Genomic DNA, 15,051 nt, shown 5'->3' with positions numbered 1-15,051 from the left:
GCCCCGGCAGGCCCGGGTCAGACGCCGATCCCGTCCGCGGCGCCCCGGCTGGCCGGAATCGCGCACTCCGCGGGGTCGCCGGCGGGCCGTGCGGCGGCGAGCGTCCGGGCGCGGCGCCGGGCCAGTGGTGTGGCCAGGACGGTGAGGACCACGAACGCGCCGATGGTCAGCAGCACGATCGTCGCGCCGGGCGGCACGTCCTGGTAGTACGAGGTGACCGTGCCGCCGATGGTCACGCTCACACCGATGGCCACGGCCACGGCGAAGGTCGCCGCGAAGCTGCGGGTGAGCTGCTGGGCGGCGGCGACGGGCACCACCATGAGCGCGGAGACCAGCAGCAGCCCGACCACGCGCATGGCGACCGTCACCGTCACCGCCGCCGTGACGGCCGTGAGCAGGTTCAGGGCGCGCACCGGCAGCCCGGTCACCCGCGCGAACTCCTCGTCCTGGCTGACCGCGAAGAGCTGGCGGCGCAGGCCCAGGGTGACCAGCACGACGAAGGCGGCCAGCAGGCAGATCGCCACCACGTCGGACTGGGAGACGGTGGAGAGCGAGCCGAAGAGGTACGACGTCAGGTTCGCGGTGGAGCCGCCGGGGGCGAGGCTGATGAACATGACACCGCCCGCCATGCCGCCGTAGAAGAGCATCGCGAGGGCGATGTCGCCGCGGGTGCGGCCGTACCAGCGGATCAGCTCCATCAGGACGGCGCCGAGCACGGAGACCGCCGACGCCATCCACACCGGCGAGGCGGAGAGCAGGAAGCCGAGGCCGACGCCGGTCATCGCCACATGGCCGATGCCGTCGCCCATCAGCGCCTGGCGGCGCTGGACCAGGTAGATGCCGACCGCGGGCGCGGTGATGCCGACCAGGACGGCGGCCAGCAGCGCCCGCTGCATGAAGGCGTAGTTCAGGAAGTCCATCAGCTCAGCAGTCCCGTGCGGATCGGATCGGCGCCGACGGCGTCGTGGGGGTGGACGTGGTCGTGGCCCGGCAGGGCATGCTGGCCCACGGCCTTCGGGGGCGGGCCGTCGTGCAGGACGCAGCCGTCGCGCAGCACGACCGCCCGGTCGATCAGCGGTTCCAGCGGGCCCAGCTCGTGCAGCACCAGCAGCACCGTCGCCCCGGCGGCGACCTGCCCCTCCAGCGTCGCGGCCAGCACCTCCTGGCTGGCCAGGTCGACGCCCGCCATCGGCTCGTCCATGATCAGCAGTTCGGGCGCGGCGGCCAGCGCGCGGGCGATCAGCACCCGCTGGTGCTGGCCGCCGGAGAGCGCGTCGACCGAGTCCTTGGCGCGGTCCGCCATGCCGACCAGTTCCAGGGCGCGGCCGACGGCCTCCCGGTCGCTCCGGCGGAAGACGCCGAAGCGGGTGCGGGAGAGCCGGCCGGAGGAGACGATCTCGGTGACGGTGGCCGGGACGCCGCCCGCGGCGGTGGTGCGCTGCGGTACGTAGCCGACGCGCGCCCAGTCGCTAAAGCGGCGCCGCGGGACGCCGAACAGCTCGATCTCGCCGCTCGTCACCGGCACCTGGCCGATGACGCTGCGCACCGCCGTCGACTTGCCGGAGCCGTTGGCGCCGAGCAGCGCGACGACCTCGCCGCGGCGCACGGTGAGGTCGATGCCGCGCAGCACGGTGCGGGCGCCGAGATCGGCGGTGACCTTGCGCATGGCTATGACGGGCTCGCCCATGGGAGGCTCCTCGGGCCGCTGGGAGTGGGTCACTTGGCGCCCAGGGCCTGCTGGAGGGCCTTGAGGTTGGCCTCCTGCACCGCGAGGTAGTCGCGGCCCCGGGACTTGTCGGTGATGCCCTCGATCGGGTCCAGGACGTCGGTCTTGAGCCCGGCGTCCTGCGCGACGGTCTTCGCGGTCTTGTCGCTGACGAGGGTCTCGTAGAAGACGGTGGTGACGCCGTCGGCCTTCGCCATCTTCTCCAGGTCCTTGATCCGGGCGGCGCTGGGCTCGGACTCCGGGTCGAGGCCGCTGATGGCCTCCTCGGTCAGGCCGTAGCGCTCGGCGAGGTAGCCGAAGGCGGCGTGCGTGGTGATGAAGACCTTGGACTCGGTGTGCGCGAGGCCGTCCTTGAACCGGGTGTTCAGCTCGTCGAGCTGCTTGACCAGGGCGGCGGTGTTCTTGCGGTAGTCGGCCGCGTGGTCCGGGTCGCCCTTCTCGAAGGCCTTGCCGACGCCCTCGGCGATCTGGGCGTAGCGCACCGGGTCGAGCCAGACGTGCGGGTCCTTGCCGCCGCTCTCGCCCTCGTCCTCGCCCTCGTGGGTGTCGTGCGCGGCGGCGTGCCCGCCGACCTCGCTGCCGTGCTCCTCCAGGGTGGTCAGGGAGGCGGCGTCGACCTTGGTCCTGATCCCGGACTGGTCGATGGCCTTGTCCACGGAGGGCTGGAGGCCCTTGAGGTAGAGGGCCGCGTCGGAGTCCTGGAGCCGCGCGGTCTGCTGGGCGCTGATCTCCAGGTCGTGCGGCTCCTGGCCGGGCTGGGTGAGGTTGGTGACGTGGACGTGGTCGCCGCCGATCCGCTCGGCGAGGTAGGCCATCGGGTAGAAGGACGCGACGACGTCGTACTTGCCCGTCTTGCCCGGCTTGCCGGAGGCGTCCGCGGACGAGCAGGCGGTCAGGGCGCCGAGTCCGACGGCGGTGACCGCGGTGAGCGCGGCGGCCGTGCGTATGCGGGACGGGGCGAGGAGGTGTCGTCGAGCGTTCATGACACTCATTTTCATCAAAAATGGAAACCGTTGTCAACAAGCCCCCCTGAACAGGTCCGGAGGTGCCCGGACCGTGCCGTTTCCGGGCACCGATTTGATTGAGGGGGAGCCCCCGCCGGTACCCTGAGGCATTCGCTCTGAAGCGTCTCGCTTCGTCGCCCGTCGTCGTAATGAAGAGAGCACCGTGGCCGCCGACAAGATCGACACCATCGTCAGCCTGAGCAAGCGCCGTGGCTTCGTATTCCCGTGCAGTGAGATCTACGGCGGCCAGCGCGCCGCCTGGGACTACGGTCCGCTCGGTGTCGAGCTGAAGGAGAACCTCAAGCGCCAGTGGTGGCGCTACATGGTGACGTCGCGCGAGGACGTGGTCGGCATCGACTCGTCCGTCATCCTGGCCACCGAGGTCTGGGTGGCCTCCGGCCACGTCGCCACCTTCACGGACCCGCTGACCGAGTGCACCGCCTGTCACAAGCGGTTCCGCGCGGACCACCTGGAGGAGGCGTACGAGGCCAAGCACCACCGCCTCCCGGAGAACGGCCTCGCGGACGTCAACTGCCCCAACTGCGGCAACAAGGGCCAGTTCACCGAGCCCAAGCAGTTCTCGGGCCTGCTCTCCACGCACCTCGGCCCCACCCAGGACACCGGCTCCGTCGCCTACCTGCGCCCGGAGACCGCCCAGGGCATCTTCACCAACTTCGCCCAGGTGCAGACCACTTCGCGCCGCAAGCCGCCGTTCGGCATCGCCCAGATGGGCAAGTCCTTCCGCAACGAGATCACGCCCGGCAACTTCATCTTCCGCACCCGCGAGTTCGAGCAGATGGAGATGGAGTTCTTCGTCAAGCCGGGCGAGGACGAGAAGTGGCAGGAGTACTGGATGGAGCAGCGCTGGAACTGGTACACCGGCCTGGGCCTGCGCGAGGAGAACATGCGGTGGTACGAGCACCCGAAGGAGAAGCTCTCCCACTACTCCAAGCGCACCGCCGACATCGAGTACCGCTTCCAGTTCGGCGGCAGCGAGTGGGGTGAGCTGGAGGGCGTCGCCAACCGCACCGACTACGACCTCGGCGCCCACGCCAAGGCCTCCGGCCAGGACCTCGCGTACTACGACCAGGAGGCCCAGGAGCGCTGGACGCCCTACGTCATCGAGCCCGCGGCCGGTGTCGGCCGCGCGATGCTGGCGTTCCTGCTCGACGCCTACGTCGAGGACGAGGCGCCCAACGCCAAGGGCAAGATGGAGAAGCGCACCGTGCTGCGCCTCGACCACCGCCTGGCCCCGGTGAAGGCCGCGGTGCTGCCGCTGTCGCGCAACCCGGAGCTGTCCCCGAAGGCCAAGGGCCTGGCCCAGGCGCTGCGCCAGCACTGGAACATCGAGTTCGACGACGCGGGCGCCATCGGCCGCCGCTACCGCCGCCAGGACGAGATCGGCACGCCGTTCTGCGTGACCGTCGACTTCGACACCCTGGACGACAACGCGGTCACCGTCCGCGAGCGCGACTCGATGAAGCAGGAGCGCGTCTCCCTCGACCAGATCGAGGGCTACCTGGCCGCTCGCCTGATCGGCTGCTGAGCCCGCACCACCCCGCTTGGACGAATGCCGTACGGCCGCCGGATCACTTCCGGCGGCCGTACGGCTTTTCTGTGCGGGTCGGCGTCCGGGCCGGCCGGTGCTTCGTGGGGGCTGACAAGTATGGAATGACAGATATTGAAATCTGTCATTCCTTGTGCGAGGGTGGAGTCATGACGACGCACACCCGCTCCCTCGGAACCACCGGCCCCCAGGTCTTCTCCCTCGGTCTCGGCTGCATGGGCATGTCCGCGCTGTACGGCGAGGCGGACCGGACCGAGTCGATCGCCACCGTGCACGCCGCCCTGGAGGCCGGCGTGACCCTGCTCGACACCGGCGACTTCTACGCCATGGGCCACAACGAGATGCTGATCGGCGAGGCCCTGCGCACCGCCCCCGCCGCGCTCCGCGAGAAGGCCCTCACCAGCGTCAAGTTCGGCGCTCTGCGCGACCCCGACGGCAACTGGAGCGGCTACGACGGCCGCCCCGCCGCGGTGAAGAACTTCGCCGCCTACTCCCTCCAGCGCCTCGGCGTCGACCACCTCGACGTCTACCGCCTGGCCCGCCTCGACCCGGACGTCCCCGTCGAGGAGACCGTCGGCGCCATCGCCGAGCTGGTCGAGAAGGGGTACGTACGCCACATCGGCCTCAGCGAGGTCGGCGCCGACACCATCCGCCGGGCCGCCGCCACCGCCCCGATCTCCGACCTCCAGATCGAGTACTCGCTGATCTCGCGCGGCGTCGAGGACCGCATCCTGCCCGTCACCCGGGAACTGGGCATCGCGATCACCGCGTACGGCGTCCTGTCGCGCGGGCTGATCTCCGGGCGCCTCACCCCCGGCCACCGCTTCGCCCCCGGCGACTTCCGCTCTTTCTCGCCCCGCTTCCAGGGCGAGAACCTGCGGCGCAACCTGGACCTCGTCGAGGCGCTGCGCGCGGTGGCCGAGGGCAAGGGCGCCACGGTCGCGCAGACCGCCATCGCCTGGGTGCTCTCCCGGGGCGAGGACATCGTGCCGCTCGTCGGCGCCCGCACCCGCGAGCGGCTGGCCGAGTCCCTGGGCGCGCTGGACGTCACCCTGGACGCGGCCGACCTGGCGGCGATCGAGGAGGCCGTACCGGCGGACGCGGCGGCCGGCACCCGCTACCCGCAGGCGCTGATGGCCGACCTGGACAGCGAGCACTGACCGCCGTGCCGGACAGCCGCTTGGGTACGGTCTAGGCATGTCACCCGCTGCTGAGACCCTGACCGCCGAGCGCATCATCGAGGCGACCGAGGAAGTGCTGCGCCGCCACGGCCCGGCCAAGGCGACCGTGGTGGACGTGGCCCGCGCGCTCGGCGTCAGCCACGGCAGTGTCTACCGGCACTTCCGCACCAAGGCCGCGCTGCGCGAGGCGGTCACCAAGCGGTGGCTCGACCGGACCCACGACGCCCTGTCCGGCCTCGCCGCCGACCCCGGGCGCACCCCGGAGGAGCGGCTGCGGACCTGGCTGCGGGCGCTGTTCGAGGCCAAGCTGCGCAAGGCGGGCGACGACCCGGAGATGTTCGCGACGTACTCGGTCCTCGCCGCGGAGAACGGCGCGGCGGTCGAGCAGCACATCGCCGAGCTGACCGAGCAGTTGACCGCGATCGTCGCGGCGGGCGCGGCCGCCGGGGACTTCACCGCCGCCGACCCGGCGGTGACGGCCCGCGCCCTCTTCCACGCCACCGGCCGCTTCCACGACCCGTGTTACGCGGGGGAGTGGAAGCGGCCGGGGATCCAGGACGAGTTCGACGCGGTCCTGGACCTGCTGGTACGCGGCCTGCGGCCCTGACGGCCGTCAGGCGGATGTCAGGTGGCCGTCAGTGCACCTTGACGGCCACCGCCGAGGAGTGCGTCTTGCCGTCCGTGGTCGCCACCCGCAGGTGCTCGGTGCCCTTGGTGCCGAGCTTGTTCGAGGTCAGCGAGAAGACGCCGCCCTTCTTGACGGTGGTGCTCGCGTGCAGCGTGGTCCACTTGCCGTTGTGCAGGTGCTGGAGGACCAGCTTGGTGCCGGGCTTGACGTCCTTGGCGTGACCGGCGAGCTTGACGGTCTCACCGGTCTTGACCGTGGTGTGGTTGGCCTTTGCCGTGATCGAGCCCTTGGTCTTCGTCATGGTGCTGTGCGACGGGCTCGGCTTCGCCACCGGCGCGTTGTCCGAGGCGAGGGCGGCGGCCGATCCGGCCGACACCAGGGCTGCGGACAGGGCACCGGCGGCGAGCGCGCGGGCCCAGCGGCGGCTGGTGGTGACAGGCATGGTGGTCTCCCGTTGGTCGACGGATTCCCCCCTGCGGCGCGGGACCCCAGGGGCCGTCCGCGCTCCTCCAGAGTTGCCGGGGTTCGCCCGCGCGGCGAGTCGAGAACGCTCGGAACACGTGCCGAAATTCCCAGGTTTGGGATAAACCCGCAGGTCGGCGCGGGCGTCCCGGTTCACCTTTTTCTTACCTTCGGCCCGCCGGGGCGATCATGCGCGCCCGTCAGCCGACGGTGCGCGGCAGCCGCAGACTGAGCAGTCCCGTCAGCACGATCCCGCAGAGCTGCACCAGCAGGGTGGTCACCAGGGCGCCGCCCATGCCCAGGCCGGGCACCAGGGACAGGAACAGCGTGCCCAGGGTGGCCACGCCCAGCGCCAGCGCCGACTGCTGGGCGGTGACCATCACCCCGCTGCCCACCCCGGCACGCGCCGTCGGCACCTCGGACAGGATGATCCGGAAGATCACGGGCAGTTGCAGCGCCTGCCCCGCACCGGCGACCGCCGCGCCGGGCAGCAGCTCCACGAAGCCCACGTGCGGCCAGGACCCGTGCACGGCCAGCGCCAGCAGGCCCACGCCCACGAACTGCACCACCGCGCCCGCCGTCACCACCCGGGTCCCGAACCGGGCGACCAGCCGGGGCCCGGCCAGCGAGACCAGGAAGAAGACGACGGCCATCGGTGCGAGTGCCAGGCCCGCCGGGACCGGACCGAGCCGCGCGCCCTGCTGCAAGGCCACCGCGATGACGAACATGAAGCCGCTGAAGCCGATGGAGAACGGCACGATCAGCGCGAGCCCGCGGCGCAGCGAGACCAGCCGGAACAGGCTCGGCGGCACCAGCGGCGTACGGCCCGCGCGGTCCGCGCGCCGCTCCACGGCGTAGAACCAGGCCGCCACCGCCGGGAAGGCGGCCAGCGACAGCCAGGTCCACAGCGGCCAGTGGGCGGCCCGGCCCTCGGTGAGCGGGACGAGCAGCGTCAGCAGGGAGGCGGCGAGCAGGACCGTGCCGGGGCCGTCGACCGGCTCCGGGCGCTGCGAGCGCGTCTCCGGTACGGCCCTGGCCGCCAGCACCAGCCCGACGGCGGCGACCGGCACGTTCACCAGGAACACCGAGCGCCAGCCCGTGCCCCACAGGTCCGCGGCGACCAGGACGCCGCCGAGGATCTGCCCGGCCACCATGGACAGGCCCGCCGTGGCGCCGTACAGGCCCATCGCGCGGGCCCGGCGCGGCCCCGCGGTGGCCGCCTGGATGGTCGCGAGCACCTGCGGCAGCATCGCGGCGGCCGCCGCGCCCTGCGCCACCCGCGCCCCGACCAGGGACCAGGCGTCCGGTGCCAGACCGCAGGCCAGCGAGGTCAGGCCGAAGGCCGCCATGCCGCCGAGGAAGAGCCGCCGCCGGCCGAACAGGTCGCCCAGCCGGCCGCCGAGGACCAGCAGCACGGCGTAGGCCACTCCGTAGCCCGCGACGACGAGTTCGAGGACGGCCTCGCCCGCGTGCAGGTCGCGACCCATGGTGGGCAGGGCCACGTTGACGATGAAGAAGTCGATGAGGGGGAGCGCCGCGCCCAGCAGCACCGTGAACAGTCCGAGGCCGCTGAGCGCCGGGGGCGCGGTGGCGGCGGCGGTGGCGGTGGCGGGGGTGCGGACGGCGGGCGAGGACGCCGAGGACGGCGAGGACGCCGAGGACGGTGAGGACGACGAGGAGACGGTTCGGGTGGTCACGTCACCGAGCCTGCGCCTCCGCCGAACCGGGTACCAGAGTGTCCTTATCCTGGTAGTAGGAGTACCTGGCAACAGGGTCGGCGGAGCGGCAGGCTGGAGGCATGAGCATGAGCACGATGGCCTCGCACACGGCGGTCGCCCCCCGGACCCGGGAGGCCACCGCCTCGGCGGTGCGGCGCCACGAACTCGCCGCCTTCCTGCGCCACCGCCGCGAGCACATCACCCCCGAGCAGGTCGGCCTGCCACGCGGCGCCCGCCGCCGTACGCCGGGCCTGCGCCGCGAGGAGGTCGCGCACCTCTCGGCGGTCGGGGTCACCTGGTACACCTGGCTCGAACAGGCCCGTGACATCCAGGTCTCCGTGCAGGTCCTGGACGCGCTCGCCCGCACCCTGCTGCTCGACCCCACCGAGCGGGCCCACCTCTTCCAGCTCGCCGGTACCGCCGACCCGGCCCCGACGACCACGTGCCCCTCGGTCACCCCGGCCCTGCGCGCCCTCCTGGAGCAGATCGAGCCCTTCCCGGCCTGCCTCCAGAACAGCAGGTACGACATCCTCGCCCACAACCGCACCTACGGCCTGCTCCTGTGCGACCTGGAGTCGGTGCCGCCCGAGGACCGCAACTGCATGATCCTGTCGTACACCCACGAGCAGTGGCGCTCCTCGATCGTCCACCTGGAGTCCGTGACCCGGCTCATGGCCGCCCGCTTCCGCGCGGCGATGGCCGGCCACCTCGCCGACCCGGCCTGGAAGGCGCTGCTCAAGCGGCTGCGCGAGTCCTCGCCCGACTTCCGCGAGATCTGGGACCGCCACGAGGTGGTCGCCCCGGTCGGCAAGCGCAAGGAGTTCCGCAACGCCTACGTCGGCCGCCTCACCGTCGACCACACCGACCTCTGGCTCAGCCCCGACATCGGCCCCCGCATGGTCACCTACGTCCCCGCCGACGAGGAGTCCCGGCAGCGGCTGGAGAAGCTGCACGCGATCGCGCTGGAGCGGCAGGCGTAGCCGCACGCTCTCGTGAACCGGTCCAGACCTGGCCTCGTTACCTGACTGTGGGGCAGTCAACGTGCCCCAGCCGCCCACGTGTTAACGGCTGGGGCCGGTGAGGTCAGGGAAGCAGGAATCTCGTGCACTTCTGGAAGAGATGGCAACTGGGGCTGGTCGCTCTCGTCGCGGCGCTCGGTCTGGGTCTGGTCACCGCGGGAACCGCGGCGGCCGCCGAGTCCGGCTGGTCCAACTGGGACCCGGGCGAGACCACGGCGGACTCGCCCTCCGAAGCGGTCAGCACCAGGGCGGGCTCCACGTGCATGGTGTGGCGGGGAAGCGGCAACGACCACCACATCTATTACGTGATCTACACGGCCGGGACCGAGCCCGGTCCCGGGGCGGTGATGAGCGACACCTACACCGACAGCGCACCGACCGTGGTCGCGGTCGACGGCCAGTTCGTGATCTTCCACCGCACCGCGGAGAACAACATCGCCTACTCCCAGAACATCGGTGACTTCTGGACCCAGTGGTACACCGTCCCGGGAAGCCAGACCCGGACGACGCCGGTGGCGACGGAGATCAACGGCCAGGTGGCACTGGCCTGGACAGGTCTGGACGGGGTGCCGAGGAGCAGGATGGGGTCGCTGATGGGCTCGTTCTCGCCGATCGACTGGGTTTCCTCGCAGCAGGCGCCGATCATGACGCAGAACGCCCCGGCCATCATCAACTTCGCCGGTACGCTGGTCATGTTCGTCCGCAACAGCAACCAGCGTGTCGCCTGGGCATGGCATGACGGCCAGCTCGATTCCTGGGGACAGTTCTCCCAGGTCCCCAACAGCCCCGCGACAAATGGCAGGCCGACGGCTGCGGCAGTCGGTAACACCATCGATGTGGCGGCTCTCAGCAGGGACGAGAGTGCGGGCGGCGGATACACCATCAATCGCTGGGTGTGGAACGCGGCGACCGGCGGTGCGGGCCGGTGGAGCCAGGATCCCCAGAGCTGGCGCAGCCGTTCGGTACCGACCCTGATGGCCATCGGTGCCGTAGCCGTCTGGATGTTCCTGCGCGGAATGGACAACGCGATCTACCAGAAGAACTTCCAGAGCTTCTGACGACATCGCGCGTCGGAAGAAGCGGCTGCCTGTCCGTGCGGCGGGCAGCCGCCCTACCCCTCTCGACGTGCCCCGCACGAGCGCAGACGCTCCAGGAAGTCCCGCACTCCGTCGACCGCCGTGTACGGGCGGAACTCCGGCCCCAGGTCGCGCACCAGGGCCACGCAGCGGTCGGCGCCGATCCGCTGCGCCAGGTCCAGGGACTCGGCGGAGACCGCGAGAGCCTGCTCGACCTCCCCGGCCCGGATCAGTGACCGTGCCTCGTACGTACGGAACACCCCTCGCGTCTTGTCCCGCGAACGAGGCAACAACGACAGGCCCTCTCCGATCCGGGCGCATCTCATCGAGGGCGCCCGGGAGGGCGATGTCGTGGTTCGCTCGGAGGCTGCCCCCGCACTGCTCCGTCTGGCTGAACTTCTCCGCTTAGACGTTTGAGCGGACACGGATCGCTCCCGGCCCCGCTCACGCACCGATAGCGTCCAAAGGCGCACCGGGCACGGTGTGCCTCCGACGGACAAGGACCTGCCATGCGTGTTTCCGTGATCGGCTGTGGTCACCTCGGTATCCCGCACGCTGCGGCGATGGCCGACCTCGGGCACGAGGTCATCGGGGTGGACGTCGACCGGTCCAAGGTCGACCGGCTCAACAACGGCGAATGCCCCATCTACGAGGCCGGACTTCCCGAACTGCTCGCCCGCCACACCGCGAGCGGACGCTTGAAGTTCACCACGGACATCCGTGACGCCGCCGCATGCGCGGACCTGCATTTCATCGGGGTCGGAACACCCATCGACGCCGACGGACGCTCCTACGACACCGGCCAGGTGTACGGCGCCGTCCGGGGACTGGCCCCTCATCTGAACCGGCCCTGCACCATCGTGGGCAAGTCCACCGTCACCGTCGGCACGACCCGTCGTGTCACGGCGCTCGCCCAGCGGCTGGCTCCGGCGGGCGGCCGTGTCGACGTCGTATGGAATCCGGAGTTCCTCCGTGAGGGGCACGCGGTGCAGGACACCCTCCGGCCGGACCGGATCATCGCCGGTCTCACCACCGCTGAGGCCGAGAAGGCGATCCGCGCTGTCTACGCCCCCATCCTCGACACCGGCGTTCCGCTCTTCGTCACCGACCCGCAGACGGCCGAACTCGCCAAGGGCGCGGCGAACACGTACCTCGGCCTCAAGATCTCGTACATCAACGCCGTCTCCGACATGTGCGAGGCCGCAGGTGGCGACGTGGCGCAGATCGTGGACATCCTCGGCATCGACCCGCGCATCGGCAGCGGCGGGATGAGGCCCGGCATCGGTTACGGCGGTGGCTGCCTTCCCAAGGACGTCCGCGCTTTCACCGCTTCCGCCCGGCAGCTCGGCGCCGACCGGGTCGCCGACCTCCTGCGCGCCGCCGAAGTGATCAACGAGAACCGCACGGTCGTCGCCCTCGGCCTCATCACCCGCGCCCTGGGCGAGCGCCCTCTCCGGGGCACCCGGGTCACCGTGTGGGGTGCCGCCTTCAAGCCCGGCACCAACGACGTCAGGGAGAGCCCGGCCCTCGCCCTCGCTCAGGCCCTCCAGCAGGCCGGCGCCCTCGTCACCGTCCACGACCCGCAGGCCGTGCCCACCGCGATGGTGCGCAACCCGGAGCTGGAGTACACCGTCGACCTGGCCGCGTCCCTCGACGGCGCCGAACTCGTCGTCCTGGCCACCGAGTGGCCCGAGTACGGGCGGGCCGACGCGAGGGCCCTGGTGGACCGCCCCGCCGCCCCCCTGCTCGTCGACTGCCGAACCACCCTCGACCCCGAGCCCTGGCGCACCGCGGGCTGGACGGTCCACCAACTCGGCCGTCCCGGGAAGTAGCCCCTCGGAGCGGCCGCTTCCCGGGATCAGGGCCGGAGGGTCAGGCGGACCTGAACCGCCCGGACTTGACGCCCGCGACGAACGTCGAGAACGCCCCGGTGGGCAGGTTGAGGACCGGGCCGGTGGTGTTCTTGGAGTCGCGGACGGGGATCACGCCGTGGGTGGCGGTGAGGTTGACGGCGACCTCCACGCAGGCGCCGCCGTTGTCGCTGTACGAGGACGTGAACCAGCGGGGGGAGTCGGTCGTCGTCACGGGATGCCCTTTCGAAGCTCTTTGATCATGTCCACCGATGCCGCCTGGTGGAGCGCTTCCGCCTGTAGCTGATGGTAGGCCGTCAAGTGCGGCAGCACGGAAGTGGTTTCGCGATCAAGGTGTCCCTGGGTCTGCGACTCGGCGTAGCACATCATGGACCGGTCCGTCATGGTCAGCAAATAGACGGGCAGATTGAATGGGCGGCGTTCGCCCATCTCGAACGGCGCCACCTGCAACACCGTGTTGGGGCGCTCAGCGAACTCAAGCAGTCGGTCGAGCTGTGCACGCATGACAGCGGGGCCTCCGACGGGACGGCGGATACAGCTCTCGTCCATCACGACGAAGATCATCGGGGAATGGCGCCGCTCCAGAGCCTTCTGGCGCTCGGCGACGACCGAGACGCGCTCGGCGGCGTAGTCGACGGTGATGGCTCCCCGTCCCACCGCACTGTCGGCCAGCACCCGTGCGTACTCCGGTGTCTGGAGCAGGCCAGGGATGATTCCGATCTCATACAGCCGGATCTCCACCGCGCGGCCCTCGTGCCCGACATACTCGGGGAAGCCCTCCAGCAGCACCCCGTGCTTGATCTCGCGGTACTTGCGTTCGAACAGGTCACCCGTGCCCAGCGCCCGGTCGGCACTGCGCGAGAAGCGCAAGGTTGCCATTTTCCGACCAGTTTCAACAGCTGAGACATGAGTGCTGGAGTAGCCCATCTCCGCGCCCAGATCCTCCTGCTTCCACCCTCTGTTCTCGCGGCAACTGCGTAGCTGTGCTCCGTAGCCTGCCTGCGGGCTGCTCTCGGGTCGAAGCTCCTTGCGATTGACCAACGCGACACCAACTCTCCTGCCAGCACTGACACGTTGAGTGAGCACCGACTCTACGCCACGCTGAATCCGCTTGGTAGCGAAATGGCTACGGAGAGGAACGGCCATGCCTGGCGAACACAGTCCTGCCGACCGACAGGAGACCCGCACCCTTCCGCCCGTCGGCACGCTGGTGGTGGACACCGGAAGCGGGGACGCCGTGGGGGAGTTCCGCGGTGTCACCGGCTCCCGCTGGTCGCTGCGGCCGGTGTGCGGCGGGGCCGAGTGGGAGGCGGAACCCGGCCGCGTACGGCCGGTGAGCGACGCGGAGCGCCTGCGTGCGCGGACCGCCCGCGCGAACGCCCGGAGCCGGGGCGAGTTCCTGTGAAGCGCGAGATCAAGGGAAGGTGTCCGATGAAGACTGGAGAACGTGCGCGGCTGGAGGCGTACTTCGCCCGCACCGCATGGGAGTTCGCCCCCTCGCTGGTGCCTTCCTCGCTGCTGGTGACGCGGCTTGCGCCCGAACGGCTCCCGTTCGTACGGGTGGTGGGCACGGTCTCGCGCCTGCGCGGCGTGCTCCCGGAGCCCGCGTCCGGCTCCGGAGCCGCCTCCGGAGCCGGGGACCGTGAGGCGAAGCGCGAGGCGGAGCGGCTGTTCGCGGTGGACGAGCTGTCCCGCGAGCGGTTCGCCGATCCGGGGACGGTGCTGACGTATCTGGAGACCCGGGCGGCCGGTGAACCGGTGGTGCTGCTGGACGCGGGCGGCTGCTTCGCGCCGTCCCTCGACGTGCTGTGCGAGCGGTTCAGCGGAACCGTGCTCGGCGTGGTCGAGGACAGCGACAGCGGGCACCGGCGGTACGCCGCGCGGGAGAAGCTGCCCTGCCCCGTGGTCTCCGTCGCGCGGTCCCCGCTGCGGGAGCCGGAGGAGTTCCTGCTCGGGCAGTCCGTCGTCTCCGCGGCGGAGGCGCTGCTGCGCGGGTGGCGGGAGACGCCGGGCGCCCGGCCCGCGCTGGTGCTCGGCTTCGGGCGGCTCGGCGGCTCGGTGGCCTCCGCGCTGCGCGCCAGGGGAGCGCGGGTCACGGTGTACGACACCGATCCGGAGCGGCGCGCACAGGCGCTGGCGCAGGAATACGCCGTCGTGGCGGACCGGGCGGCCGCGCTGGAGACCGCGGCGCTCGTCGTCTGCGCGTCGGGCGTGCTCGCACTGCGCGGCGAGGACTTCCGTGTACTGCCGGACGGGGCCTTCGTCACGTCGGTGACCGGCCCGGCGGAGGCACCGGACCTCTCCGGGCTGCCCGACGACTACAGCAGGTACACCGCGACCCGGCACGTCACCCGCTACGAAGCGGACGACCACTACTTCTACCTGCACGACGCGGGCGCGGCCGTCGGCGTTACGCGCGGCGCGGGCGTGGACCCGTACCCCGTCCTGGCGCAGGCCGAAACCCTCGCGGCCCTGCGCACCCTCGCGGACGGCCGCCCCACCCGCGCCCTGCACGAGGTACCCCCGGCCGACCGCCGCAAGATCGCCGCCCTCTGGCTCCACTACTACAGCGAGCGCTGACCGGCCCGCCCGTCCGAGGCCGGCCCGACCGAGCCCTCGTGTCCTCGCCGCCGTCCTGAGTGCCGTACACGGGACAGGCGGCGGCGGGATTTTTTCGTCCGGAAAGTGTCTTCGGGTTCGTCGGGGACAAGGGCTCGGGAAATCCCTGTTCTCGCTGGTGGCGCCGCGAGGCTGTTGATCCGGTGTCTTTCCGGTTTCCTTTCGATGTCTTTCGGGCTT

Annotated in this window: 16 protein-coding genes; 8 read left to right on the top strand and 8 right to left on the bottom strand. The window is 71.2% G+C overall.

Features of this window, described 5'->3' with window-relative positions:
* Positions 1 to 17: 17 nt before the first annotated feature.
* The 3 genes from B086_RS0133045 to B086_RS0133035 are packed head-to-tail and all read right to left on the bottom strand — an operon-like array spanning position 18 to position 2,709.
* Positions 18 to 920, bottom strand: coding sequence for a metal ABC transporter permease (locus B086_RS0133045; protein WP_018570722.1), 903 nt, complete (start codon positions 918 to 920; stop codon positions 18 to 20).
* Complete coding sequence (locus B086_RS0133040; RefSeq protein WP_018570721.1) at positions 920 to 1,687, bottom strand: metal ABC transporter ATP-binding protein; 768 nt, start codon at positions 1,685 to 1,687, stop codon at positions 920 to 922. Before B086_RS0133040 ends, B086_RS0133045 begins: the two co-directional genes overlap by 1 nt.
* Positions 1,688 to 1,716: 29 nt before the next feature.
* Positions 1,717 to 2,709: a metal ABC transporter substrate-binding protein gene (locus B086_RS0133035; protein WP_018570720.1), complete on the bottom strand. Its 993-nt coding sequence runs from the start codon at positions 2,707 to 2,709 to the stop codon at positions 1,717 to 1,719.
* A gap of 184 nt (positions 2,710 to 2,893) precedes the next feature.
* Between B086_RS0133035 and B086_RS0133030 the strand changes: the two genes are divergently transcribed.
* The 3 genes from B086_RS0133030 to B086_RS0133020 all read left to right on the top strand — a co-directional run bounded on the left by B086_RS0133030 (position 2,894) and on the right by B086_RS0133020 (position 6,085).
* Positions 2,894 to 4,276, top strand: coding sequence for a glycine--tRNA ligase (locus B086_RS0133030; RefSeq protein ID WP_018570719.1), 1,383 nt, complete (start codon positions 2,894 to 2,896; stop codon positions 4,274 to 4,276).
* Positions 4,277 to 4,446: 170 nt separating this feature from the next.
* Positions 4,447 to 5,457, top strand: a complete 1,011-nt coding sequence (locus tag B086_RS0133025) for an aldo/keto reductase (protein WP_018570718.1) — start codon at positions 4,447 to 4,449, stop codon at positions 5,455 to 5,457.
* Between the two features lie 37 nt (positions 5,458 to 5,494).
* Complete coding sequence (locus tag B086_RS0133020) at positions 5,495 to 6,085, top strand: TetR family transcriptional regulator (protein WP_018570717.1); 591 nt, start codon at positions 5,495 to 5,497, stop codon at positions 6,083 to 6,085.
* A 28-nt stretch (positions 6,086 to 6,113) separates the two neighbouring features.
* Here the strand turns inward: B086_RS0133020 and B086_RS41420 are convergent, their stop codons facing one another.
* A complete protein-coding gene (locus B086_RS41420) occupies positions 6,114 to 6,548 on the bottom strand; it encodes a hypothetical protein (protein WP_018570716.1) in 435 nt (144 codons plus the stop codon).
* Positions 6,549 to 6,768: 220 nt separating this feature from the next.
* A complete protein-coding gene (locus B086_RS0133010; protein ID WP_018570715.1) occupies positions 6,769 to 8,265 on the bottom strand; it encodes an MFS transporter in 1,497 nt (498 codons plus the stop codon).
* 107 nt (positions 8,266 to 8,372) lie between these two features.
* On the opposite strand from B086_RS0133010, the gene B086_RS0133005 reads away from it, so the two are divergent.
* Positions 8,373 to 9,266, top strand: coding sequence for a helix-turn-helix transcriptional regulator (locus B086_RS0133005; protein ID WP_026253014.1), 894 nt, complete (start codon positions 8,373 to 8,375; stop codon positions 9,264 to 9,266).
* 122 nt (positions 9,267 to 9,388) lie between these two features.
* Positions 9,389 to 10,363, top strand: coding sequence for a hypothetical protein (locus B086_RS0133000; protein WP_018570712.1), 975 nt, complete (start codon positions 9,389 to 9,391; stop codon positions 10,361 to 10,363).
* A gap of 53 nt (positions 10,364 to 10,416) precedes the next feature.
* On the opposite strand, the gene B086_RS0132995 is transcribed toward B086_RS0133000, so the two are convergent.
* Positions 10,417 to 10,641 carry a hypothetical protein gene (locus tag B086_RS0132995; protein WP_018570711.1) on the bottom strand — a complete coding sequence of 75 codons (225 nt, stop codon included), beginning with the start codon at positions 10,639 to 10,641 and terminating at the stop codon, positions 10,417 to 10,419.
* 249 nt (positions 10,642 to 10,890) lie between these two features.
* On the opposite strand from B086_RS0132995, the gene B086_RS0132990 reads away from it, so the two are divergent.
* Complete coding sequence (locus tag B086_RS0132990; RefSeq protein WP_026253013.1) at positions 10,891 to 12,213, top strand: UDP-glucose dehydrogenase family protein; 1,323 nt, start codon at positions 10,891 to 10,893, stop codon at positions 12,211 to 12,213.
* 40 nt (positions 12,214 to 12,253) lie between these two features.
* Here the strand turns inward: B086_RS0132990 and B086_RS0132985 are convergent, their stop codons facing one another.
* Positions 12,254 to 12,466, bottom strand: coding sequence for a DUF397 domain-containing protein (locus tag B086_RS0132985; protein ID WP_018570709.1), 213 nt, complete (start codon positions 12,464 to 12,466; stop codon positions 12,254 to 12,256).
* The gene (locus B086_RS0132980) at positions 12,463 to 13,293 is read right to left on the bottom strand and encodes a helix-turn-helix domain-containing protein (protein ID WP_026253012.1); all 831 of its coding nucleotides are present in this window, start codon (positions 13,291 to 13,293) and stop codon (positions 12,463 to 12,465) included. The genes B086_RS0132985 and B086_RS0132980 overlap by 4 nt, the downstream gene beginning before the upstream one ends.
* A 103-nt stretch (positions 13,294 to 13,396) precedes the next feature.
* Here B086_RS0132980 and B086_RS0132975 point away from each other — a divergent pair, with 103 nt between their 5' ends.
* Together B086_RS0132975 and B086_RS0132970 are read left to right on the top strand one after the other, a co-directional pair.
* Positions 13,397 to 13,657 carry a hypothetical protein gene (locus B086_RS0132975; protein WP_018570707.1) on the top strand — a complete coding sequence of 87 codons (261 nt, stop codon included), beginning with the start codon at positions 13,397 to 13,399 and terminating at the stop codon, positions 13,655 to 13,657.
* Positions 13,658 to 13,683: 26 nt separating this feature from the next.
* Complete coding sequence (locus B086_RS0132970) at positions 13,684 to 14,832, top strand: NAD-binding protein (RefSeq protein WP_018570706.1); 1,149 nt, start codon at positions 13,684 to 13,686, stop codon at positions 14,830 to 14,832.
* The last annotated feature ends 219 nt before the right edge of the window (positions 14,833 to 15,051 follow it).

Source organism: Streptomyces sp. PsTaAH-124 (genome assembly GCF_000373685.1).
Taxonomy (GTDB): Bacteria; Actinomycetota; Actinomycetes; order Streptomycetales; family Streptomycetaceae; genus Streptomyces; species Streptomyces andamanensis.
This window is presented reverse-complemented; position numbering and strand designations above follow the sequence as displayed.

What these genes read in the sequence shown, in the direction of transcription:
- B086_RS0132975 (WP_018570707.1), top strand. Translation starts at nt 13,397, where the DNA reads ATGCCTGGCGAACACAGTCCTGCCGACCGACAGGAGACCCGCACCCTT.
- B086_RS0132970 (WP_018570706.1), top strand. Translation starts at nt 13,684, where the DNA reads ATGAAGACTGGAGAACGTGCGCGGCTGGAGGCGTACTTCGCCCGCACC.
- B086_RS0133035 (WP_018570720.1), bottom strand. Translation starts at nt 2,709, where the DNA reads ATGAACGCTCGACGACACCTCCTCGCCCCGTCCCGCATACGCACGGCC.
- B086_RS0133025 (WP_018570718.1), top strand. Translation starts at nt 4,447, where the DNA reads ATGACGACGCACACCCGCTCCCTCGGAACCACCGGCCCCCAGGTCTTC.
- B086_RS0133005 (WP_026253014.1), top strand. Translation starts at nt 8,373, where the DNA reads ATGAGCACGATGGCCTCGCACACGGCGGTCGCCCCCCGGACCCGGGAG.
- B086_RS0133040 (WP_018570721.1), bottom strand. Translation starts at nt 1,687, where the DNA reads ATGGGCGAGCCCGTCATAGCCATGCGCAAGGTCACCGCCGATCTCGGC.
- B086_RS41420 (WP_018570716.1), bottom strand. Translation starts at nt 6,548, where the DNA reads ATGCCTGTCACCACCAGCCGCCGCTGGGCCCGCGCGCTCGCCGCCGGT.
- B086_RS0132990 (WP_026253013.1), top strand. Translation starts at nt 10,891, where the DNA reads ATGCGTGTTTCCGTGATCGGCTGTGGTCACCTCGGTATCCCGCACGCT.
- B086_RS0133020 (WP_018570717.1), top strand. Translation starts at nt 5,495, where the DNA reads ATGTCACCCGCTGCTGAGACCCTGACCGCCGAGCGCATCATCGAGGCG.
- B086_RS0133045 (WP_018570722.1), bottom strand. Translation starts at nt 920, where the DNA reads ATGGACTTCCTGAACTACGCCTTCATGCAGCGGGCGCTGCTGGCCGCC.